A 21,285-nucleotide genomic window follows, 5' to 3' on the forward strand; every position below is an offset into this window, starting at 1 on the left:
GCGAAGCGACCCGCTTTTGCTTTTCTTTTTCTTTTCCGTGGCTGGACGCCCACGGAAACTGTCATAGGCCGGGCGGGGTGGGTTCGCGGGGGTGTCCGCGGCATGGATGCCGCGGCCAAGCCCCCAGGGTGAAGTGACCCCCGGGAATTGGACACCAGATCCAACCCCGAGGGATACATGAACAGATACGACGCGCGTTTCAAACTGCAGGTCGCCAAAGAGGCCTGCAAGACCTCCACATCGGTCAAAGCCATTGCCCGTCGCCACGGCCTGGAGTTCTCCACGGTCAGGCGCTGGGTGGCGACCTATCGGCTGCATGGTTGGCGAGGATTTCATCGCCAGGCCCGGTTCTATGACCTCCCGTTCAAGCTGGCTGTCCTGGAGAAAATGAGCCAGGACGGCATGTCCGGGCGGGAGGCCACCACCTACTTTCAAATTGGCGATGCCGGCGCGGTGGGGCGATGGCGGCGCCTGTATGCTCAAGGCGGTGCCCAAGCGTTGGCACCCCCTCCGCCGCCGCCCCGAAAGCCGATGAAAAAGACCCGTTCGTCCAAGCCACCTGAAGATATGAGCCGCGATGAGCTGCTCAAGGAAGTCGCCTATCTGCGTGCGGAGACCGACTACCTAAAAAAACTCGATGCCTTGATCCGGGAAGAGCAGGCGGCGCAGGACGCAAAGCGCAAGCCGTCCAAGGATTGAGGCAGGTTCATACGCTGTCGCTTCTGCTCGAAGCAGCTGAGCTGTCACGCAGTACGTTCTATTACCAGAACCATGTCCTGGCCCATCCGGATCAGGACGAGGCACAGCTGTGCGAGCGCATCCGTGCAATCTACGATCAAAGCCAAGGGCGCTATGGCTATCGCACGGTGACGCTGGAATTAGCCAATCAGGGCCATCGGACCAATCACAAGCGGGTTCAGCGCCTGATGGGGGAGATGGGGCTGAAATCGCGGGTGCGTGTGAAGCGCTACCAGGCCTTCAAGGGGGCGGCCAACGTTGTGGTTGGCAATGACCTCAATCGCCAGTTCCATGCCGAGCGCCCCAACCAGAAATGGGTGACTGACGTGACCGAGTTCAAGGTGCAGGGCATGAAGCTGTACCTGTCGCCGATCATGGACCTCTACAACGGCGAAATCGTGGCTTATCAGATCAAGCGTCGGCCCGTATTTGATCTGGTGGGCCAAATGCTGGAGGAGGCCATCAAGAAGCTTCCCCCGGATGAGCGCCCCATGATCCACTCCGACCAGGGCTGGCAGTACCAGCATGAAAACTACCGGCACATGCTGGAAAAGCACTCGTTGAAACAAAGCATGTCCCGGCGCGGCAACTGCCTGGACAATGCGGCGATGGAGAGCTTCTTTGGGACGCTGAAGTCGGAATTCTTCTACCTGAACAGCTTTGACAGCATCGAGAGTCTGGAAGCTGGGCTGGTGGAATACATCCAGTACTACAACGAAGAGCGCATCAAACTGAAACTGAAAGGTCTCAGCCCGATAAAGTACCGGGAGCAGGCCCAATCGGCCGCCTGACCCCGTCCAAGTCTCGGGGGTCACTTCAGGGACGGGTTCACGGCGTCCCCCGCGAACCCACCCCGCCCGGCCAAGCACGGCTTTTGATCTGAGCGACCAACCACGAGGGGCTCAGCCGTTCGCTGCCAACTCCACATCCAGCGCGCGCAGGCGATCCACGGTCCCGACATCGGTCCAGCGCCCGCGATGGTGCTGTCCGGTCATCAACCCCTGCGCCATGAAGTGCTTCTGCAACGGCACCACCGAGAACTTCGGCGGCAGCCGCTCGCTGCCCGGCGCATCACCGATCACCGCGCGCCAGTCGGCCACGATGGAAGGGCGATACACGCCGATGCCCGCATAGGTCAGGCAGGGTCCTGCCCGGTCGTGGTACAGCACACCCTGCGCATCGAGACGGTAGTCACCTTCGGGGTGCTGAGCCGGATTGTCGACCAGCACCAGGTGTGCCTGGCCTTGTGGCTCACGGGGCAGCGTGGCGAAATCGAAATCGGTCCAGATGTCGCCGTTCACCACCAGGAACGGGGCGTCGCCCAGCACCGGCAGTGCGTTGAGGATGCCGCCGCCGGTTTCCAGCGGGGTCGGCCCTTCGTACAGGAAATGCAGTTGCAGGCCCCATTGGCTACCGTCGCCCAGCGTCGCCGGGAACTGCTCGGCCAACCACGCGGTGTTGACGACCACCTCGCGCACGCCCAACGCGACGAGGCGCTCCAGGTGCCAGACGATCAGCGGTTTGCCGGCCACTTCCAGCAGCGGCTTGGGCGTGTGCAGCGTCAGCGGGCGCATGCGCTCGCCCAGGCCTGCGGCAAAGACCAGTGCTTTCATCGGGCCACGCGCATCGGTGCGGCCAGCTCGGCCAGCGCCGGCTTGATGCGGTGTTCCAGCAGTTGCTGCAGCGGTGCCAGCTCGCGGTAGCGCGGCAGCACTTCGTCCAGATAGTTGATGAAGCGCGGCGCGTCGTCCAGGTAATGGCCCTTGTTGTCGCGGTAGCGCAGGCGACAGAACAGACCGAGGATCTTCACGTGGCGCTGGATGCCCATCCAGTCGGCATCGCGCAGGAAGATGGCGCGTTCGGGTACCGGCAGGCCGGCGGCGCGGGCGCGCTCGTGGTACTGCGCCAGCCACTCGTCCACGCGCTGCAGCGGCCAGCTCAGGAACGCGTCCTTGAACAGGCTCACCGCGTCGTAGGCGATCGGGCCACGCACCAGGTCCTGGAAATCCAGCACCGCCGGACCGTCGTCGACCGGCATCAGGTTGCGCGGCATGTAATCGCGATGGGTCAGCAGCTGCGCCTGGCCCAGGGCGTTGTCCATCAACCGGCGGTGTACCAGCTGCAGGCCTTCGAGCTCGCCGCAGTCCAGCTCCAGGTGGAGGTGGCGCTGCAGGAACCATTCGTCGAACAGGCCGGCATCACGCTGCAGCAGCGCCTCGCCGAACTGGCCGAAGCCGGCGGGTACCGGAATCGCCTGCAGGCGCAGCAACTGTTCGATCGAGCGACCGAACCATTCATCGGCGTTGCGCTCGTCGAGGATCTTCGCCAGGGTCGGGCCGCCGAGATCTTCCAGCAGCAGGAAGCCAACATCGAGGTCCTGCGCCAGCAGCGCGGGCACGCGCAGGCCGTTGTCGTGCAGCAGGCCGTGCATGTGCAGCCACGGCCGCGGATCTTCCAGCCCCGGGGGGGCGTCCATCACGATGTGGCTGCCGCGCGTGCTGGTGGTGCGCCAGTAGCTGCGCATGCCGGCATCTACCGAAGCGCGCTCGACCACGGCGTTGCCGTCGTCAAGCTGGGTACGGGCCCACCGCAGGCGCTGCGCGCTGCGCTGGGGATCGGAGGCGGGTTCGGTCATGCAGGCATATCCGGGCGCGCCGGGCGCGCCAACGTCGGGAACAGGAAGGGAAGGGCGGTCAGGCTCAGCGGCGACCGCTGAACAGGCGCAGGATCGCCAGCACGACGACCGCGCCCACGACCGCACCGAAGAAACCGGCCGGTTCGCCGGCGGCGTACCAGCCCATGTACTGGCCGAACCACCCGGCCAGCAGCGCGCCGATGATGCCCAGCACGATGGTCAGGAGGCAGCCCATGCGGTTGTTGCCGGGCATGAAGAATCGCCCGAGCAGGCCGACGAAGAAGCCGACCAGGATGATGTACAGCCAGCTGCTGCTGCCGAACAGACCATTCATGCGTGTGATTCCCACCAAGAGTGGACGCAGCCTAGCAAGGCCAGGCTGCGTCCGTCACGGTGTGCCGCTGTCAGCAGCAGCCGTGGTCGCCGTGGCGGGTGCCGCTGTCGGCAGCCACCGGCGAACCGCTGGTCTCGCCACGCAGGCTGGCGGCGTAGTGCTCGCTGATCACCTTGGACACGCAGGACGTGACCTTCTTGCCCATCGGGATGTGCAGGAACTCGTTCGGGCCGTGCGCGTTGGAGTGCGGGCCGAGCACGCCGGTGATCATGAACTGTGCGCCCGGGAATTTCTCGCCGAGCATGCCCATGAACGGGATCGAGCCGCCTTCGCCCATGTACATCGCCGGCTTGCCGAAGAAGGCCTGGCTGGCGTCGTCGATCGCCTTGGTCAGCCACGGCGCCATCGCCGGAGCATTCCAGCCGGTGGAGGCCTTTTCCAGGTCCAGGGTGACCTGTGCGCCGTTCGGCGGATCGCGTAGCAGCGCTTCCTTCAGCAGTTCGCCGCAGGTCTTGCCATCGGCAGTCGGCGGCAGGCGAAGCGACAGCTTCACCGACGTCTGCGGGCGCAGCACGTTGCCGGCCGATTCCAGCGCCGGCATGCCACCCACGCCGGTGACCGACAGCGCCGGGCGCCAGGTGCGGTTGAGCACCAGCTCGGTCAGGTCCTCGTTCATCGGGCGCAGGCCGTCGACCATCGGGAACTTCTCGAAGATCTCGGTATCGACCACTTCGGCGGCGCGCTTGGCCTGCGCCTGGCGCTCGGCCGGAATTTCAACGTTCATGCCATCGATCAGGATGCGGCCGGTGTCCTGGTCCTCGATGCGCGACAGCAGCTGGCGCAGCAGGCGGAAGCTGGACGGCACAACGCCGGAGGCATCGCCGGAATGCACGCCTTCGTTGAGCACCTTCACGGTGAAGTTGCCGCCGGTCAGGCCGCGCAGCGAGGTGGTGCACCACAGCTGGTCGTAGTTGGCGCAGCCCGAATCCAGGCAGACTACCAGCGACGGCTTGCCGATGCGGTCGGCCAGGTGGTCGACGTAGGCCGGCAGGTCGTAGCTGCCCGATTCTTCACAGGCCTCGATCAGCACCACGCAGCGGGCATGCGGCAGGCCCTGGGCCTGCAGTGCCAGCACCGCGGCCAGCGAGCCGAAGATGGCGTAGCCATCGTCCGCACCGCCGCGGCCATACAGCTTGTCGCCGCGCAGGACCGGGGTCCACGGGCCGAGGTCGTCGTCCCAGCCGGTCATTTCCGGCTGCTTGTCCAGGTGGCCGTAGAGCAGGATGGTGTCGTCGCCGGTTTCGGCGCCGGTAGCCGGAATTTCCAGGAAGATCAGCGGGGTACGGCCTTCCAGGCGCACCACTTCAACCTTCAGGCCGGGCAGCTGCTGGGCCTTGGCCCAGTTCTCCATCAGCGTGACCGCCTGTTCCATGTAGCCGTTCTGCACCCAATTGGCGTCGAACATCGGCGACTTGTTGGGAATGCGGATGTAGTCGACCAACTGCGGGACGATTTCGCTGTCCCACTTGTCATTGACGAATTGGCCGAGCTTGGCGCTGTCCATCTGAAACTCCGGTTGCATGGGCTGATCCGGCCATTCTACGCCTGTGCCACGGGTAGGGTTTTTCCTACATCACGTCGGGTATTTGGCTGGCTTTTAGAAATCCAGGAAACCGATAGGCTGTGTGCATGTGGTGACGGACACTGTTCCTACCGACGGGATTGCCGGTCGGGACGGCCAGAATCACAAGGAGATACACGTCGTGCCTTGGAGTGTCGTGTTGAGGGCACTGGTGCTGGTCGTGTGGATCGCTGGGGCGCATGCCGCCGAACCGATCGACATCAACCGCGCCGATGCCCAAGCGCTGCAGCAGGGATTGACGATGGTCGGAGCCGCCAAGGCCGAGGCGATCGTCGAGCACCGGCGCAGACACGGCCCGTTTCATCGCGTCGAGGACCTGACGCAGGTGAAGGGGATAGGGAAAGCAATCGTCGAACGGAATCGACAGCGGATCACCGTAGGCAACAGGTTGTTGCCGGCGGATCCGGTACCTGGATCGGTACCGGTGCGAACCGTACCGAGGCGCTGACAGCAGGAATCGTCGGAACCGGCAGGAGGCTGGTTCACCGGTCACGGACAGGAAGGCCTTGACCACCGACCGCCGCAGGACGCGGCACCAATCACCAGGATGGTGGCATCACAGACCTGTGGAAGGGGCTGAGATACAAACAGGACAGACGCGGCCGCGTGCAGGATGCAACGCTACCCCCACAGCGCAGGATGCGAGGGGGCGGCAGCAGGCCGACAAGGACGTAACGATTGCCCGGTACGACACATGGCTGTGTCGCCGGGCAGTTTCATTTCCGGCGCCTGGTTTTGCCGCGGCCACCACGGGCCGATGGTGTACGGTGGCCGCTCCGCATGGAAAGGACCCCCGCTGGATGCTTCCGCACCGCCCCACGACCCTGATGCTCGCCCTTGCACTGGCGCTGCCGCCGCTGGCCCATGCCGCTGCGCCGACGTCGGCTGCCAAACCAGCAGCTGCCGCAGCCAGCAGCGCCGAAGTGCGCGGACCGACCGACCTGAAGCCGGGCGAGTACCTGTGGCATCCGGAAATCTCGCCGACCGGCCCGATCGTGCTGGTGGTCAGCCTCGATGAACAGCGCGCCTACGTGTACCGCAACGGCATCGCGATCGGCCTGACCACGATCAGCTCGGGCAAGGCCGGGCACGAGACGCCAACGGGTGTGTTCACCATCCTGCAGAAGGACAAGGACCACAAGTCCAACCTCTACAACAGCGCGCCGATGCCGTACATGCAGCGGCTGACCTGGGACGGCATCGCCCTGCATGGCGGCAGCCTGCCCGGGCACCCGGCCTCGCACGGCTGCGTGCGGCTGCCGCAGGCTTTCGCGCAGAAGCTGTTCAGTGAAACCCAGCGCGGCGACACCGTGGTCGTGGCCGATGCCAAGAGCTCGCCGATGACGCTGGCCTATCCGTCGGTGCTGGCGCCGGTCAACGCGCGTGGCCAGGCCCTGCCGGAGACCGAGGGCGGGGCGCCGGCGCAGGCCTGGTGGAACGACAGCGCGGCGCCGGCGGGGCAGGTCGGCATCCTGGTCAGCCTGCACGACCAGCGCCTGTACGTGCTGCGCGATGGTGTGATGATCGGCGAGTCGCCGTTGAAGGCCGACGCGCTGCCAGCGTTCCAGGGCACCACCTTGTTTGTGATGGGGCAGGGTTACAGCGACACCCCCAGCCCGCTGGACGTGAACCAGCGCCTGCACCAGTGGACGGCCTATCCGCTGCTGGGCCAGGACCGTGCCCAGGCCACCCCGGACCTGCTGGCCACGCCCTCGCTGCCGATGGCGCTGCCGGCCGATTTCGCCCGCCAGCTGTACCAGGTGCTGGTGCCGGGCACGACCCTGCTGGTGACCTCGCTGCCGGCGGTCCGCCCAAGCCCGGCTGAATCCGGAATGCAGCCGGTCTTGGAATCCGAGCCGCCAGGGTCCACCCTCAAGGGCAACTGAGTCCCCCTGTTGTGCCCATGACTGCATCCCGCCTGTGCCGGCTGGCCGCGTTCGGCCTGCTGGCGACCTCGGCCAGCGCCCCGGCGCTGGCACAGACGCCCGCCCTTGCCACCAGCGCCGATGATCTGGCTGCCCTGCTGTCGCGCAGCGCGCCCAAGGCCGACCGCCACGTGTTGCAGCTGGCGGCGCACGCCATGCGCTGTGCGTTGCAGCGGCCGGAGCTGGGCATCAATGGTGATCGGCTCAGCGTGATCGACTATTCGCGCCCGTCCACCGAGCCGCGCCTGTGGGTGTTCGACCTGGCCCACCAGCGCCTGCTGTTCGAGGAATGGGTGGCGCATGGCCGCAACAGCGGTGAGAACCGCACCGAACACTTCTCCAACCGCGATGGCAGTTTCATGTCCAGCCTCGGCGCGTTCACCGCGCAGGAGACCTACATGGGCGGCAACGGCTATTCGCTGCGCCTGGCCGGGCTGGAACCGGGCTTCAACGACCGCGCGCGTGACCGAGCCATCGTCATCCATGGTGCGCCGTACGTGAACCCGGCTACCGCGCAGCTGCAGGGGCGGCTGGGCCGCAGCCTGGGTTGCCCTGCGGTGCGGCTGTCGGTGGCCAAGCCGCTGATCGATGCGTTGCGTGGCGGCACGATGGTGTTTGCTTACTACCCCGACCAGGATTGGCTGAAGCACTCGCAGCTGCTGGCCGGCGAGTGCGGTGGCCAGGGCACGCTCGCCACGCGGTGATGCACGACGGCGCGCGGCATGATGCAATGCGCGGATGAACATCGACTCCCTGCTGCACACTCCGAGCCAGGTGATCTCCCGCCTGGACTACCGCCGCGAACGTTGGCGGAATGGACTTGGCTGGACCCGCGAGATCCTGCGCCTGCCTGCGCAGGGCGATGACTGGGCGCTGCGCCTGTCGGTGGCCGAGATCGAGCAGGATGCCGCGTTCTCTGCCTTCCCCGGGGTGGAGCGCGAACTGGTGCTGCTGCAGGGCAATGGCGTGCGCCTGCGCTTCGACGATGGCCGTGTGGCCGAGGTGCTGCCACCGCACGGGCGCGTGCGTTTTGCTGGTGAGGAAGCGCTGCACGGCGAACTGGTCGATGGCACCACCCACGACTTCAACCTGATGTGGAAGCGCGAGCTGCTGCAGGCCGAGCTGCTGCACCGGCCGCTGGTGGGCGCCATGTTCTTCTTCTGCGAACCGGGTGTGGCCTGGGCGCTGCATCTGCTGGCCGGTCAGGCGGAGTTCGGTGCAGATAGCGGCTTGCCGGCGCTGCAGGCGGGCGATACCGCGTGGCTGTCGGCCGGCGAGCGTCAGCGGCACGCGTTGCAGGGCGGTGGCGAGTTGTTGGCGATCCGGGTGAGTGCGGCGACGATGGCATGACCCTGTAGAGCCGAGCCCATGCTCGGCTGCTTTTCGCGTTCCACCCAGCCGAGCATGGGCTCGGCTCTACAGTGGCTAATACACATCGCGCCGGTAGCGACCGGCCAGCTGCAACGCTTCCTTGCCCTCGGCCCCCAGCACCTGCTCGATCACCGCATCCACCGCCGGGGCCATGCCCTGCAGGCTGCCGCAGACCAGGATCGTCGTACCTTCATCGACCCACTGCCGCAGCGTTGCCGCTTCGGCCAGCAGCCGGTCCTGCACATAGCGATGCGCGCCGCCGCTGCGGCTGAACACTGCATCCAACCGCGCCAGCGTGCCGTCGGCCAGCATTGCCTGCAGTTCCTCACCGAAGTGGAAGTCGTGCTCAGCGGTGCGTTCACCGAACAGCAGCCAGGTGCGGCGCGCGCCATCGCGAGCACGTTCATGCAGGTGCGCGCGCAGGCCGGCAATGCCAGTGCCGTTGCCGATCAGCAGCAGCGGCACGTCGGCGGCCACGCCGTGGAAGTTGTCGTTGCGTCGCAGGCGCAGCTGCACCGGTTCGCCGACCACCGCGTGGTCGCACAGCCAGCCGCTGCCGATGCCCGGCGTGCCATCGGCACGCAACTGGCGGCGCAGCAGGATGTCCAGCGCACCGTCGGCCATCACCGAGGCGATCGAGTACTCGCGATGCGGCAATGGCTGCAGGGTCGCCAGCAACGCAGGCAGGTCCCCCGGTGGAACCAGTGAAGGCAGGTGCGAGCGTGCGACACGGGCCAGCAACGTCTGTCCATCGTCGAGTACCGCGTCAGCATCAAAGCCCTGCGCGTCCAGCCACGCGCGCGCGCTGTCCCGCGCATGCTGCGGACCAATTTCGGCGATGTCGCCGGCCTGCCATTGTACATCAACGCCAACGGGGGGCTGCAGGCGCAGCCAGTACACCGGGCCGCCGGGGCTGCCCGGGTTCAGGTGCTCGCGTTGCAGCAGCGTCCACGGTTGATACTCGGCCGGGCTCCAGTCGGGTAGTTCGCTGGCGCCACCGCCGAGTTGACCCAGCAGTTGCTGCCAATGACGCAGCGCTGCAGGATCGGCGTTGTCGACCTCGATCGCATCGAACAGCGGATGCGCACCGTGCTGGCGCAACCACTGGTCCAGCTGGTGGCCGAATCCGCAGAAGTGGCCATAGCTGCGGTCGCCCAGCGCGAGCACGCCGTACTGCAGATGCTGCAGTGGGGGCGGCGTGGCCATCACCCCGCGCAGGAACGGCAGGGCGTGGTCGGGTGGGTCGCCCTCACCGGTGGTGCTCGCGATGAACAGCGCGCGCTGGCTATCGGCCAGCAACGCCGCGTCCACTTCGTGCAGGCCGCGTACGCGTACCGGCAGGCTGGCACCGCGCAGGGCCTCGGCGCTGCGCTCGGCCAGCTCACGCGCGAAGCCGGTCTGGCTGGACCAGACCAGCAGGATCGGTGGGGTGTCTCCGGTTGCGGCATCGTCGCGCGGGCGCCCGCGCCACCACAGGGCCGCGCAGGCCAGCGCATACAGCGCCGTGGCGAGCACTGCGATCTGTGATTGCCGCGCCGGCGGAGCGCCCTGCCACCAGGCCTCGCCCAGGTGCAGGCGCAACAGCGCCCAGCCGATCACTGCCAGCAGGAACAGCACCAGCGCGTTGCCGAGCCACGCGCGCGACGGACGGGTGCTCATGCGACCTGCTCGTCGAGCAGGCGCTGGAAGGCGCTGCTGAGGAATTCGCGTGGACCCTCCGCTACGCGTTGCAGGTAGCGCGCGGCCAATCCTTCGCGCTCGGCCAGTGCCATGCCTGCCTCACGTCCGAGCACGGTCAATGCCGTGGCCCAGGCATCGGCGTGCATCGCATCGTCGGCCACCACGGTTACCGCAGCCGCAACCTGACGCACCGGCATGCCGGTACGCGGGTCGAGACTGTGGCTGTAGGCCTCGCCATCGGCCTGGTATTGGTGCCAGCGATCACCGGAGGTGGCCACCGCCCTGCCGTCCAGTGTGAGCACGCGTGGCGGGGTATCGGTGTGCGCGTCTTCTTCGGGTGCGGATTCCACCAGCACCCGCCACGGCTGGCCGTCCGGCTTGCGGCCGTAGCCGGCCAGTTCGCCGCCGACTTCGATCAGCGCTGCAGTGATGCCTTGTCCACGCAACCAGGCGGCCACGTGATCGACGCCGAAGCCCTTGGCGATCGCAGAGAGATCTAGTTCCAGTCCACCCGGTTGCAGCAGCGCATCGTCCTGCCACTGCAGGCGCTGCCAATCGCAGCGATCACGCGTGGCCTGCAGGCGTGCGGGATCGGGCTGAGTGCGTTCACCGGCGTGTGCGCCGAAACCCCACAACGCTACCAGCGGGCCGATGCTGGGATCGAAGGCGCCGTCACTGGCGGCGGCGATGGCCAGTGCGCAGGCCAGAACGTGGCGGGTCTCGGCCGGCAACGCGCACCATTGGCCGGCGTCGGCGCGGTTGTAGCGGCTTAGATCCGAGCCGGGTTCCCAGGTGCTCATCTGTGCGACCACTTCATCCAGCCGCGCCTGGATGCCAGCGTGCAGCGGGTGCAGGTCGCGCTGGTGCGATGCGACCAGCGACACGCTCCACGTGGTGCCCATGGTGGTGCCGCCGAGGCGGGCGATGTCGAGCAGGGAATCGGTCATGGTGATGCGTAGCGGCGGCGATGCCGGGGGCTGCCCGGCATCGCAGTCCACATTACTGCGGCAGCACTTCCAGCGTCGCGACGTAGCTGAGGCGGCGCTTGGCGGCCTGCTTCACCGAGGTCTTGTTGTCCTCGGTGCCGGTTTCCAGCCAGTACATGCCAGCTTCCGGCCAGGTCACCTTGATCTCGCCCTTGGCGTCGCTGGTCAGCTTCTGCTCGTCCTGCGCGTTGCGGTAGCGGGTGCCACCACGCACGATCTCGAACTCCAGGCCGGCGGCCGGCTTGCCATCGACCAGCACGCGGAAGGTCGCTTCCTCGCCGGCGAACAGATCGTTCGGATGGCCCACGGCCACCAGTTCGATGCCGCGGTTGGTCGGCTTCAGCGCAGTGTCGTTCGGTGCGCCGTTGGTGACGAAGGTTTCCACGCGGCCGACCGACTGGCTCACTTCCAGCTTCTTCGCGTCCTTCGGCAGTTCACCGAAGGTGGCGGCGGTACCACGCCAGCGCTTGCGCTCGCCGTTCTGCTCGTAGGTGGCGAACAGGCCGTCATTGACCGACGCGATGCGGTAGGTGCCCGGCTGTTTCAGCTCGACATCGAACACGCTGCGGTACTTGCCGGTGGACGCGTTCTGCGGCTGCACGGTGCTGCCGTCCGGCGCGGTGATCACCAGCGACTCCAGGCGCAGCGGCACGTGGTTGAAATAGAACAGGTCATTGGAGACCGCACCGTCGACGGTGATCCACGGCGCGTTGCCGGCGATCACGGTCTGCGAGGGCAGCAGCCAGGCCTTGTGGGCCAGGGCGGAGAAGGGAAGGGCAGCGGCCAGAGCGGCGGCGAGGACGAGCGTGCGCTTCATGCGGAAGACTCCAGGTGGATGCAGGGTGGTGCGGCGAGGGGAGGGGAATTACGACTTAATCCCCTCCGTCCCCTTTTCAGGGTTTGACGGCGAGGGTGACCTGGCCCAGTTCGGTGGCGCCCTGCGCCTTGCCGTTCTGTGCGGCGGTGGCCGGCCAGGTGAAGGGGATCTTCAGCAGCTCGCGGCCGCCGACTTCGCGCACCGCTTCCACCACCAGGGTGTAGTTGCCCGGGGCCAGCTGCTTCAGCGCCGGCTGCTTGTCGTTGAACGACAGCGCGTGCTTGCCGGCCGGGCGGGTCGGGCCGGTCACGCCGTCCACCGGCACCTGCAGGGTGCGGCCGCTCTTGCGCCACCACTGGCGCAGGTCGGGCAGCCACTTGGTGCCGTGGCCTTCGCTGTTGCTGGTCTGCTGGTACCAGACCGACAGGTTGGCGGCGACCTTCTGGTCGGCGCCTTCCAGCCACACCGCCACATATGGGCGGTGGTACTCGGCCACGTTGAGCTTGGGCACTTCGACGTTGATGTCGAGGGTGGTGGCATAGGCCGGCGAGGTGGCCAGCAGGCCGCTGAGGGCGATGGTCAGGGTGACGCGCATGGGGCGGCTCCGGAAACGAAGGAAAGTCAGTGGATCAGCAGCAGGGCGATCAGCAGCGGGATCATCAGGCCGAGGCCGACCAGCGGCCAGGTCATGCGCCGCTGCCGCGCATGCAGGTGCAGCAGGAACAGGCCGGTGATGCAGAACACCAGGCAGGCCACGGCGAACAGGTCCAGGAACCAGCCCCACGCCGGGCCAGCATTGCGGCCCTTGTGCAGGTCGTTGAGGTAGGACACCGCGCCGCGCGAGGTTGATTCGTACTCCACCGCGCCGGTCTCGCGATCGATGCTCAACCAGGCGTCACCACCGGGGCGCGGCAGCGACAGGTAGATTTCTTCGGCCGACCACTCGGCCGGGCGCCCGCCGATGGCGATGCCCAACTGCGTGTCCAGCCATTGCCGGGCCGGGTGCGGAATCGGCGCGTTGCCATCCTCGCGCGTGCCCAGCTGGCCCAGCAGCGCGGCCGGCAGTTCCAGATGCTGGTTCTGCACCTCGGGCTTGGCCTCGATCTTCGCGGCATGGTTGAGGGTCAAGCCGGTCACCGCGAACAGCAGCATGCCGATCAGGCAGACCGCCGAGCTGATCCAGTGCCACTGGTGCAGCGTACGCAGCCAGAAGCCACGGCTCTGTTGCTGCTGCACGGTGGAAGGGGCAGGACGGCTCACGGCACGGTTCTGGATGGACGGGGACTGCCCATTACATCATTGATGAGAATAGCTCGCAATTGCGTGTCGTTCTGTATCCCTGGGTGGGAATTGCCGGCCAGCGGCCGGCACTACCGACTGGCTGGAATTGCCGGCGCTTGGCCGGCAATCCCGCGGATCAGTAGATCCACGCCATGCGTGGATGGAGCGGTGCCGACCAAGGTCGGCACCCACCAGGGCAGGGCGCAGAGATCAGAACTTCGCGTTCAACGAAATCCAGTAGCTGCGGCGCTGGTCCTTGGTCGCGTAGTCGTCCACGCAGCTGAATTCACTGGGATTGAGCAGCAGGCACGACTGCGAGACGAAGTCCTTGTCGAACAGGTTGTTGACCCGTGCGTTGACCGTCAGCCACGGCGTGGCCTTCCAGCTGCCGCCCAGGTGGAAGATCGTGTAGTCCTCGTAATAGCGCACGTGGCGGGCGCCGGCACTGTCGATGAGGGTGTCGCGATAGCGGTCGTAGCGGCCTTCGCCGATCAGCGACAGGCTGATCGCTTCGTTGATCTGCCAGTTGAGGCTGGCGTTGGCCATGTGCTTTGCCGGCGTGGTGCCAGAGATCGGGCGCCCCTTGTCGGGGCCGCTGGTCTGTTCGCTCTTGGTCCAGGTGTAGTTGCCGCGCAGCTGCAGGTTGTCGAGCAGGTCGACGTGGCCGGCCAGTTCCGCACCGCGGGTCTCGGCCTTGTCGATGTTCACGCTCTGGGTGAAGGTGCTGTAACCCAGCGCCGCCCAGCCCGGGCCGATGTCCACGCAGTAGCCGCTGCCGGCCGGCGCCACTTCGCAGTTCGGGAAGGTGCCGCCGCTGGCGATCTTGTCTTCGAACTTGTTGAAGAAGCCGGTGACATTGAAGCCCCAGCGCTGGCCTTCGTAGTACGCCGCCAGCTCGTAGTTGGTGCTGGTTTCAGGCTTCAGGTTCGGCGAACCCACCAGCGGCAGCACGCCCTGGCCACCGAAACCGGTGATGCCCGGGAACAGCTGGTCCGGACGCGGTGTCTTGTAGCCGGTGCTGATGCCACCCTTGAAGGTCCAGGCGTCGCTGGCATTCCATACCAGGTAGCCGCGCGGGCTGAGGTGGCTGCCGAACACGTTGTGGTCGTCGTAGCGCAGGCCGAAGGTGGCGGTGAGGGTATCGGTCAGCGACCAGTTGTCCTCGGCGAACAGCGCCCACATGCGGTGCTTCTGCTTGGTGTTGCTGCGGTAGCCGGCGCCATCCATGCCGAATACACCGTCGATCATGTCGGTGTTGTTGTATTGGCCGCCGACGGTCAGCTTGTGCGCGCCGAAGTCGAGGTCGAGCATCGTGTCCAGCACGTAGCCTTCCAGCTCCATGGTGCGCAGCGGACGCGGCAGGAACGCCTGCAGGCGTGCCTGTTCGCTGGCATTGAGTGCACCCAGTGCGTTGTTGCGGCCAGCGGCACAGTTGTTGGCCGCACCGGTGCGGCGGCAGACGTCATTCCACAGCGTCTGCAGGTTGGCGCGTTCGTCCAGCGTCAGCGGCAGCGAGCGGCCGAGATTGCTGCTCTTGCTGTGGGTCAGCGAGGTCTGCCAGGTGCCGAAGCTGTAGCGGCCCTGATGGGTCAGCGACAACTGGTCGCGCTCGTAGCGCTGGTAGGCGGTGTAACCCACGCGCGGCTGCACCACGCGGCGGGTGACCGTGCCGCTGCCGTTCGGGTTTGGAATCACTGCGTTGCCGACGCGCCACAGGCTGGCCAGGCTGTCGAGGGTGCCGGTCTGGCCCTCGCTGTTGTCGTACTTCTGCCGCGACACGTCGTAGTCCAGCCACAGTTCGTGGTCATCGTTGACGTGGAAGTTCAGCCGCACACCGGTGTTCCAGTTGGTGTTGGCCACCGACTTGCCGCCGCCACCGAAGCCGATGCTGCGTTCCCACAGGCTGCCGTCGGGCAGGGTCAGTGCATCCCACTCCGGATTGGAGGCCTTGGCGTCGTAGTAGCTGCCGCGTATTGCCAGGCCGATACGGTCCTTGACCAGCGGGCCGCTGAGGTAGACGTCGGTGGTGCGTGCATCGCCGAACTGATCGTCCTGCTGCACGGTGAAGCCCTGGGTGAGCGCGCCGTGCCAGCTGTCCTGGTTGCGACGGGTGATGATGTTGATCACGCCGCCCATTGCATCCGAGCCGTACAGCGTGGACATCGGGCCGCGCACCACTTCAATGCGCTCGATGGCATCCAGCGGCGGCAGGTAGGCGAACTGGCCACCGCCGAAGTTGTTCGGATACAGCTGGCCGACATTGCTCTGGCGGCGGCCGTCGATCAGCACCAGGGTGTACTCGGAGGGCAGGCCGCGCATCGAGATGGTGGCACGGCCGTTCTTGTCGCTGGCTTCCAGGCCGACGTCGATGCCTTCGACGTCGCGCAGCGCATCGACAAGGTTGGTGTACGGGCGCTTGCTCAGCTCCTCGCGGCTGACCACGCTGATGCTGGCCGGGGCATCGACCACCTTCTGCTCGAAGCCGGAGGCGGTGACCACCACCTTGTCCAGCGTCTGTGGCGCGCCGGAAGCGTCACCGTAGGCGAAGGCAGGGGCGGTCATGGCCGCCAGCACGGCGCTGGTCAGCAGGGTACGGGACAGGGACGAACGGACACGATGGCGCTTGGCCATGGCAGTTACCTCGAGGGATGCAGGGTGGTGCGATGCCAGGCGCAAACGGCGCGGCATGCACGGGGAGGCCCGGTCAGGGGCGGCAGGGATGAAGCAGGCAGCGGCGTGCCGGTGCGACCGCGAAGGCGGTCACGCGGGGCCGTGAATCAGGCGAGCGGCGGCGCCTGGCCGCGTTGCTGGCGGCGCCCGGGCGCATCGGCCCAGGGCGTGTCCGGAGTGGCCAGTGGCCAGTCCAGGCGCACGCCGGGCGTGGCCGGCGTGGCGGGTACCAGTTCGAGTTCAGTGCGCAGCCATTGGCTGGCCAGCAGCATCGGAGGGCGTGCCTTGTCAGCCGATTTCACCGGGGCCGAGGTGGCGCGGCGCAGCTTGGCCGGTGCTTCTTCCTGCAGCGGGGCTTCACCACCGCGTTCTTCCAGCGGCACCTGCAGGGCCTGCACCGGAGCGCTGGCGTGGGCCTGCGGCAACAGCGGCAGGGTGCCCAGCAGCAACACCAGCATCGCCACCCACGCCAACAGGCTGGCCAGCGCAGGACGCTGGCCGCGCATGGCGGTGCCCATCTTGCGATGGATGAGTGGGCGAGGGCGAAGCGGGCGCAGCAAGAAGGGGTCCCCAAGGGTCTGCCGGCAGCGGCCGGCATCAACGGGGCGTGATTGTAATGAGAGCTGTTAGCTGTTGCAAATGAGAATGATTGCCAAAATGTCGCAGGCCGGCCGGATCCGGCTCAGACCTCGCTCCAGCGTCGCAGCAGGTTGTGGTACACGCCGGTCAGCTGCAGCACCGCCTCGGCATCGCCGCCGGTCTGCCGCAGGCGCTCGATCGAGCCGTCCATTTCCCACAGCAGGCGGCGCTGCACATCGTCGCGGACCATGCTCTGCACCCAGAAGAACGAGGCCACGCGCGCGCCGGCCGTGACCGGGCGCACCTGATGCAGGCTGCTGGACGGATACACGATCAGGTCGCCGGCCGGCAGCTTCACTTCGTGCTCGCCGTAGGTATCGCTGATGATCAACTCGCCGCCTTCGTATTCGTCGGGCGCCGACAGGAACAGGGTGCAGGAGATGTCCGAGCGCAGCTGTTCACCGTTGGCCAGGTTCATCACCGCGCCATCGACATGGAAGCCGTAGGTGCCGCCGCCGCTGTAGCGGTTGAAGCGTGGTGGCAGGTACTTCAGCGGCAGCGCGGCGCTGAAGAACAGCGGGTGCCGGGCCAGTGCGACGAGGATGATCTCGCCCAGTTCGCGGCGCAGCGGTGAGGCCTCGGGTAGCTGCTGATTGTGCTTGGCCTGCGCGCCCAGATGGCCGACGGTCTCGCGGCCATCGGTCCAGTCGGCGGCATCCAGTCGGCGGCGGAAGTCGGCAACCTGGTCGGCGCTGAGAATATCGGGGATGTGCAGCAGCATGCGGGACTCCTCAGAGGGACGGCGGTGCGACCAGGGCGCGCACCTGCGGATGCGGCGACGCGGCCAGTTCCGGCACGATGTGCGCCATGAACGCCGGGCTGCCGTGGGCCAGTGCAAGCCGCAGCCAGTGCACGGCCTGCTCGACCTGGCCGGCCTGCAGCAGGATGGAGGCGTAGTTGGCCTGGCCGCGGAAATCGCCGGTCTCGGCCGCGCGCCGGTACCAGCCCAGGGCGGCCTGCGGATCGCGTTCGATCTCCAGGCCGTCTTCGAGGTGGCGGGCCAGCAGGTTCATCGATTTGGCGTGGCCCAGGTGCGCGGCGCGGGTGTACAGGGCCAGCGCCTGCGCGCGGTCCTGCGTCACGCCGCGGCCGGTGGCCAGCAGGTTGGCCAGGTTGTACAGGCCCCAGTCCAGCCCGGTGTCGGCCGCGCGCCGGTACCAGACCGCGGCCAGCGTCGGGTCGGCGACGGTGCCCTGGCCCAGCTCATGGCAGCGGCCGAGCATGTTCATCGCCATCGGCGCGCCGTTGTTGGCGGCGGTTTCGTACCAGAGCAGCGCGGCCGAGGCGTCCTGCGCGGTGCCTTTGCCTTCCATGTGCATCTGCGCGAGCAGCAGTTGTGCATCGACCTGTCCAGCCTGCGCGGCATCGCGCACGCGTGCGAACGCGGCCTGCGGATCGTGCTGCAGCAGCTCGGCCAGGGCGTCGCTGTCGATGGGAGTGCGGGTAACCATGGGGTGAGTATCGCCGGAAACAAAAACGGCGGCAGGAGAGCCTGCCGCCGTGGTGGAGCGGAGTTACATCAGAACTTCACGTTCAGTGCCAGGGTGGCCGAGCGACCCGGGGCGATGCTCGCGTAGTGCGAGGCATAGGCCTTGGTGAAATAGGTCTTGTCGGTCAGGTTCTGCACGTTGAGCTGCAGGCTGATGTTGTCCTGGATCGCGTAGCTGGCCATCGCGTCGAAGCGGGTGTAGCTGGCGATCCACTTGGTGTTGGCGACGTCACCATACTGCTTGTCCGAGTAGAACGCGCCGGCGCCGATGGTCAGGCCGATCGGGAAGCGGTAGGTGGTCCACAGGTTGGCGCTGTGCTTGGCGGTGTTCGGGAACTCGTTGCCGTTGTTCGGCGACGGCACGTAGACGTTGGACGGGCAGGTCCGGCCCGACACGGCGCAGACGAAGCCGTTGTCCTTCAGTTCCGAGTCCAGGTAGGTGTAGCCGCCGTACAGGCTCCAGGCGTCGGTGAGCTGCCCGGTGAAGCCCAGTTCGAAGCCGTTGATTTCCTTCTTGCCTGCGTTCTGGCTGGTGCCGTTGTCGATCGTCACACGTGCGTTGTTCATCACGGTATGGAAGATCGCCGCGGTCAGGTTCAGGCGGTTGTCGAGCAGGTCCCACTTGGTGCCCAGTTCGAGGTTCTTGGTGTCCTGCGGCTTGAGGTCGGCCACAGCCGCGCTCAGACCGTCGGAGCCGTCACCTCCGTCCATGCCCGGCGGGGTCGAAGAGGTGCCCCAGGACAGGTAGATGCTGCCGTTGGCCGCCGGCTTGAACACCACGCCGGCCTGGTAGTTCAGAAAGTCGTTGTCATTGCGCACGCGGGTCGGCGCCGCACCGGCCACCGGCGTGGTCAGGGTGGTGCGGAAGTCGTCGTAGCGCAGGCCGAGATTGAAGCTCCACTGTGCGTTGAGTTCGATGGTGTCGAACAGGTACGCCGAGGTGGTCTTGGTGCGCTGTTCGACGTCCAGCGCCTTGTCGCTGCGATACACCGCGTGGGTCGCCGCCCACGGATCGTTCGGGTTCGGATTGGCGAAGCTGGTGCAGTTGTAGCCGGTGGCCGCGCCGGTGGTCGGGCACTTGCTGTTGCCGGTCAGCGGGTTACTGGTGCCCGGGGTCATCAGGTAGCTGCCGCGGGTCATCTTCTCGTCGCTGTACTCCACACCGGCGCTGTAGCTGTGCTTGAGCGCGCCGGTCTGGAACGCGCCGGTCAGGCCCAGCTGGTCAGCGAAGCTCTTGACGTCGACGGCGCGGCTGTTGGTACGGCGCCACAAGGTGCCGTAGTTGTTCGGGTTGCCCTGGCTGTCGTCCGGCTGGGTCCACAGGTAGTCGTTGCTGGTGTTGCCCAGGCGCGCAATGTTGCGCAGCTTGTGGCCACCGAAGTCGTAGCTGGCGTCCAGGGTGCTGATGTCGGCGCGGGTGCGCTGGAAGTCACGGTCGACCAGGCCGTAGTAGTTGTTGCGGTCCGGCACCATCGGGCGGCCATCGACCCACTTCGAGGCCGGCGCACCGTTCGGATTACCGTACGGGAAACCACCTGCATCCGGCAGGTCGTCGCTCTGCATGTGGTAGTGGCTGGCAATCAGCTGCGCCGGGCCGTTCAGGCCGAACGCGATCGACGGTGCGATGCCCCAGCGGCTGACATTGGCGGCGTCACGGCCGGCGATGTCCGACTCGTGCTTCATCAGGTTCAGGCGGGCGGCGATGCCATCGCCCAGCACGTAGTTGGCGTCCACGGTGCCGCGTGCGTAGCTGTCGGTACCGATGCCCATGCTGGCGCTGGTTTCGTTCTTCAGCTTCGGCGTCTTGCTCACCAGGTTCAGGCTGCCACCACCGGAGTCACGGCCGCCGTAGGCCGAGCTCGGGCCCTTGACCACTTCCACCTGCTCCAGGTCGAAGATTTCGCGGGTCTGCGAACCGACGTCGCGCAGGCCATCGACAAACATGTTGCTCTGCGAATCGAAGCCGCGGATGAAGGGACGGTCGCCGGTCGGGTTGCCGCCTTCGCCGGCACCGAAGGTGATGCCCGGCACCATGCGCAGTGCATCCTGCAGGTTGGTCGCACCGGTTTCGGCAATCAGCTTCTCCGACACGATCGACACCGACTTCGGAGTGTTCAGCAGTTCCGCGGTGAACTTCGGCGAGGACGGATTGAACCAGCTGCCGCGCACCTGCACCTTGTCCAGGTCGGTGGCCTTGCGGGATGCAGCGTCAGCGTTGTCGGCGGCCTGTGCGGCCAGCGGTGCGAAGCCGGCGGCGAGGGTGGCGGTGGCGAGCAGGGAAACGCGCGGGGCGTACTTGCGGGTCTTGATATGGGTCATGGTCTGGATGGCGGTGGCTTGGATCAGGAAAGGGCGAGGGCCGAAGCGCAGACAGCGCGACGACACGTAGAAGGCGGTTTCTGTAGAGCCGAGCCGACGCTCGGCTGCGCGGTGAACGGCTTCAGGCGCACGGCAACGGCCGCAAGGCGCCTCAGCTGGCGTGCGGTGCGGGAGGTGCGTGGCCGGGATTCAGGCGCAGCGAAGGGTCGTGCAACTGCCAGCGCAAGGCGTCGGAGCGCCACAACGGGATATGGGCGACCAGAGCCGCACGGGGCGGGGCCAGGCCGGTGCAGGGCGCGCCGCCCTCGCCATCAAGCGGGGGTTCGGGTGCAGGCGCCGCATGTTGAGGACATTCGTCCGCCGGCGGGGCCGGCAGCGGCATGGCCTGCAGCAGGTTGTCCGCGTGTGCCTGCCAGCCGTGGGCGGCAGGTTCGTTGCCGCGCCCTTCGTGCAATGCCGACCACCCCAGCAGCAGCGTCAGCAGCGCGGCCACGAGCAGCGGCCACCCTTGACGGGCGAGCTGGCGCAGCGTGGCGGTGGGCGCGGGCGAAGCCATGGCGCGAGGGCGGAGTCGTTACGAAGATGTTACGTAGAATAACATCAACGATAATGATTCGCATATGCGAGCTCGGACGGGCGATCGGGATGCCCCCGAAAGGCCCTGGAAGGTTGCTCAGGGCGTTCCAGTAGATCCACCTCACGGGTGGATGCTCTCCGGCAGGCGCGTGCATGCGCGGGTCCTTGCCGGGCGGCGGCGCC

The 21,285-nt window shown here is 66.9% G+C and carries 20 protein-coding genes; 5 read left to right on the forward strand and 15 right to left on the reverse strand.

Annotated elements, in window-relative coordinates; all coding sequences use genetic code 11:
- Positions 1-177: 177 nt before the first annotated feature.
- Positions 178-1,529 (forward strand): IS3-like element ISStma2 family transposase gene (locus SMAL_RS20710; protein ID WP_087943697.1). Its coding sequence is split into 2 segments (ribosomal slippage): positions 178-625 and positions 625-1,529, totalling 1,353 coding nucleotides; the frame shifts between segments, so codons are not numbered across the junction.
- A 111-nt stretch (positions 1,530-1,640) separates the two neighbouring features.
- Here the strand turns inward: SMAL_RS20710 and murU are convergent.
- From murU to SMAL_RS05055, 4 genes are all read right to left on the reverse strand, one after another.
- Complete coding sequence (murU, locus tag SMAL_RS05040) at positions 1,641-2,351, reverse strand: N-acetylmuramate alpha-1-phosphate uridylyltransferase MurU (protein WP_012510299.1); 711 nt, start codon at positions 2,349-2,351, stop codon at positions 1,641-1,643.
- The gene (locus SMAL_RS05045) at positions 2,348-3,373 is read right to left on the reverse strand and encodes an aminoglycoside phosphotransferase family protein (RefSeq protein ID WP_012510300.1); all 1,026 of its coding nucleotides are present in this window, start codon (positions 3,371-3,373) and stop codon (positions 2,348-2,350) included. Before SMAL_RS05045 ends, murU begins: the two co-directional genes overlap by 4 nt.
- A gap of 64 nt (positions 3,374-3,437) precedes the next feature.
- The gene (locus tag SMAL_RS05050) at positions 3,438-3,707 is read right to left on the reverse strand and encodes a GlsB/YeaQ/YmgE family stress response membrane protein (RefSeq protein WP_004147394.1); all 270 of its coding nucleotides are present in this window, start codon (positions 3,705-3,707) and stop codon (positions 3,438-3,440) included.
- Positions 3,708-3,777: 70 nt separating this feature from the next.
- Positions 3,778-5,271: a M20 family metallopeptidase gene (locus SMAL_RS05055; protein ID WP_012510301.1), complete on the reverse strand. Its 1,494-nt coding sequence runs from the start codon at positions 5,269-5,271 to the stop codon at positions 3,778-3,780.
- Positions 5,272-5,470: 199 nt separating this feature from the next.
- On the opposite strand from SMAL_RS05055, the gene SMAL_RS05060 reads away from it, so the two are divergent.
- The 4 genes from SMAL_RS05060 (at position 5,471) to SMAL_RS05075 (ending at position 8,624) form a co-directional block, all read left to right on the forward strand.
- Complete coding sequence (locus SMAL_RS05060; protein WP_012510302.1) at positions 5,471-5,797, forward strand: ComEA family DNA-binding protein; 327 nt, start codon at positions 5,471-5,473, stop codon at positions 5,795-5,797.
- Positions 5,798-6,149: 352 nt separating this feature from the next.
- Positions 6,150-7,235 (forward strand): L,D-transpeptidase, encoded by a 1,086-nt coding sequence (locus SMAL_RS05065; RefSeq protein ID WP_012510303.1) that lies wholly within the window; start codon positions 6,150-6,152, stop codon positions 7,233-7,235.
- Positions 7,236-7,252: 17 nt separating this feature from the next.
- On the forward strand, positions 7,253-7,978 hold the full coding sequence (locus SMAL_RS05070) for a murein L,D-transpeptidase catalytic domain family protein (RefSeq protein ID WP_012510304.1): 726 nt from the start codon (positions 7,253-7,255) through the stop codon (positions 7,976-7,978).
- A gap of 34 nt (positions 7,979-8,012) precedes the next feature.
- The gene (locus SMAL_RS05075) at positions 8,013-8,624 is read left to right on the forward strand and encodes a HutD/Ves family protein (protein ID WP_012510305.1); all 612 of its coding nucleotides are present in this window, start codon (positions 8,013-8,015) and stop codon (positions 8,622-8,624) included.
- Between the two features lie 75 nt (positions 8,625-8,699).
- Here SMAL_RS05075 and SMAL_RS05080 read toward each other — a convergent pair whose 3' ends face one another.
- The 11 genes from SMAL_RS05080 to SMAL_RS05130 all read right to left on the reverse strand — a co-directional run bounded on the left by SMAL_RS05080 (position 8,700) and on the right by SMAL_RS05130 (position 21,082).
- Positions 8,700-10,304, reverse strand: a complete 1,605-nt coding sequence (locus SMAL_RS05080) for a sulfite reductase subunit alpha (protein WP_012510306.1) — start codon at positions 10,302-10,304, stop codon at positions 8,700-8,702.
- Positions 10,301-11,272, reverse strand: a complete 972-nt coding sequence (locus SMAL_RS05085; RefSeq protein ID WP_012510307.1) for an FAD:protein FMN transferase — start codon at positions 11,270-11,272, stop codon at positions 10,301-10,303. Before SMAL_RS05085 ends, SMAL_RS05080 begins: the two co-directional genes overlap by 4 nt.
- Before the next feature lie 52 nt (positions 11,273-11,324).
- On the reverse strand, positions 11,325-12,128 hold the full coding sequence (locus SMAL_RS05090; RefSeq protein ID WP_012510308.1) for a DUF4198 domain-containing protein: 804 nt from the start codon (positions 12,126-12,128) through the stop codon (positions 11,325-11,327).
- Between the two features lie 76 nt (positions 12,129-12,204).
- The gene (locus tag SMAL_RS05095) at positions 12,205-12,723 is read right to left on the reverse strand and encodes a DUF2271 domain-containing protein (RefSeq protein WP_004147429.1); all 519 of its coding nucleotides are present in this window, start codon (positions 12,721-12,723) and stop codon (positions 12,205-12,207) included.
- Positions 12,724-12,749: 26 nt separating this feature from the next.
- Positions 12,750-13,388 (reverse strand): PepSY-associated TM helix domain-containing protein, encoded by a 639-nt coding sequence (locus SMAL_RS05100; protein ID WP_041864483.1) that lies wholly within the window; start codon positions 13,386-13,388, stop codon positions 12,750-12,752.
- Positions 13,389-13,619: 231 nt separating this feature from the next.
- Positions 13,620-16,040: a TonB-dependent receptor domain-containing protein gene (locus SMAL_RS05105; protein WP_012510310.1), complete on the reverse strand. Its 2,421-nt coding sequence runs from the start codon at positions 16,038-16,040 to the stop codon at positions 13,620-13,622.
- 146 nt (positions 16,041-16,186) lie between these two features.
- Positions 16,187-16,597, reverse strand: coding sequence for a hypothetical protein (locus tag SMAL_RS05110; RefSeq protein WP_012510311.1), 411 nt, complete (start codon positions 16,595-16,597; stop codon positions 16,187-16,189).
- A 164-nt stretch (positions 16,598-16,761) separates the two neighbouring features.
- Positions 16,762-17,439, reverse strand: a complete 678-nt coding sequence (locus tag SMAL_RS05115; RefSeq protein ID WP_012510312.1) for a Fe2+-dependent dioxygenase — start codon at positions 17,437-17,439, stop codon at positions 16,762-16,764.
- Positions 17,440-17,449: 10 nt separating this feature from the next.
- Positions 17,450-18,169, reverse strand: a complete 720-nt coding sequence (locus SMAL_RS05120) for a tetratricopeptide repeat protein (RefSeq protein ID WP_012510313.1) — start codon at positions 18,167-18,169, stop codon at positions 17,450-17,452.
- 68 nt (positions 18,170-18,237) lie between these two features.
- Positions 18,238-20,526, reverse strand: coding sequence for a TonB-dependent receptor (locus SMAL_RS05125; protein ID WP_012510314.1), 2,289 nt, complete (start codon positions 20,524-20,526; stop codon positions 18,238-18,240).
- Positions 20,527-20,677: 151 nt separating this feature from the next.
- On the reverse strand, positions 20,678-21,082 hold the full coding sequence (locus tag SMAL_RS05130) for a hypothetical protein (RefSeq protein ID WP_012510315.1): 405 nt from the start codon (positions 21,080-21,082) through the stop codon (positions 20,678-20,680).
- Positions 21,083-21,285: the final 203 nt, after the last annotated feature.

It is taken from the genome of Stenotrophomonas maltophilia R551-3, assembly GCF_000020665.1.
Taxonomy (GTDB): Bacteria; Pseudomonadota; Gammaproteobacteria; order Xanthomonadales; family Xanthomonadaceae; genus Stenotrophomonas; species Stenotrophomonas maltophilia_L.